The organism is Nostoc sp. UCD121 (genome assembly GCF_014222285.1).
GTDB lineage: Bacteria > Cyanobacteriota > Cyanobacteriia > Cyanobacteriales > Nostocaceae > Nostoc.
The window spans coordinates 1-1,010 of record NZ_JACKZS010000485.1 but is presented as its reverse complement, the minus strand read 5'-3'; the positions used below and the strand labels follow the sequence as shown (position 1 = coordinate 1,010).

Genomic DNA, 1,010 nt, shown 5'->3' with positions numbered 1-1,010 from the left:
GTAAAAATACTGTGTAAACACAGAGGTATAATATCATAGGTAATATTGCATTACAGCTATAATAAACAAAGTATAAACACTTGATATAGCTTGTAAATGTAGCACTATTATTCACTGGAATGTAATATTGCTACTCAATACCAAACATTTATGTTGTAAGGGAGCAGAGGTAATGCAGGTAATCCGTCTGGAAGCACTCTCAGACAACTACATATTCTTGTTATATGACGACAAACGCAATATCGCGGCTGTTGTCGATCCAGCAGAGGCTCAACCAGTATTAAAGAAACTGGCAGAGTTAAAAGCTGAGTTGGTAGCAATTTTTAACACGCATCACCATAACGATCATGTAGGTGGTAATAAGCAATTAATCGAACAATTCCCCCAACTGATAGTTTATGGAGGAGCCGAGGATCGTGGTAGGATTCCTGGACAACAGGTATTTTTGGAACAAGGCGATCGCGTCGAGTTTGCAGACCGCATAGCTGAAGTTATCTTCGTTCCTGGACATACCCGCGCTCACATCGCTTACTACTTTCCACCTCAAAAAGCTAGTGAGACAGGCGATTTATTTTGTGGTGATACCCTATTTTCCGGCGGTTGCGGTCGCTTATTTGAAGGAACACCGACCCAAATGGTAGATTCTTTAAGCAAACTGCGTTCTCTACCTGATAATACACGTATTTGGTGTGCCCACGAATACACCTTAAAAAATCTGCAATTTGCCTTAACTGTAGATGGCGACAACGCCGACTTACAAAGACGCTTCGACGAAGTAAAAGCTTACCGTAGTCGAGGAGAAGCTACCATCCCCTCCCTGTTGGGAGTGGAGAAGCACACCAATCCCTTTTTACGTTGGGATCAGCCATCATTACAATCAACTGTTAAGAGTAGCGATGGAGTGCAAACCTTTGCGCGGATACGGGAAATGAAAAATAACTTTTAGGGATTGGGAATTGGGAATTGGGAATTGGGAATTGGTATTTTTCCCCCTGCTCCCTGCTCCCTGC

At 42.7% G+C, this 1,010-nt stretch carries 1 protein-coding gene; it reads left to right on the top strand.

From position 1 onward, the window contains the following. Nucleotides 1-172 precede the first annotated feature (172 nt). Nucleotides 173-946: a hydroxyacylglutathione hydrolase gene (gene gloB / locus GNF10_RS37080; RefSeq protein ID WP_185582031.1), complete on the top strand. Its 774-nt coding sequence runs from the start codon at nt 173-175 to the stop codon at nt 944-946. Nucleotides 947-1,010 lie beyond the last annotated feature (64 nt).

Excerpts from the sequence above, each read along its gene's own strand:
- gloB (WP_185582031.1), top strand. The coding sequence starts at position 173 with ATGCAGGTAATCCGTCTGGAAGCACTCTCAGACAACTACATATTCTTG.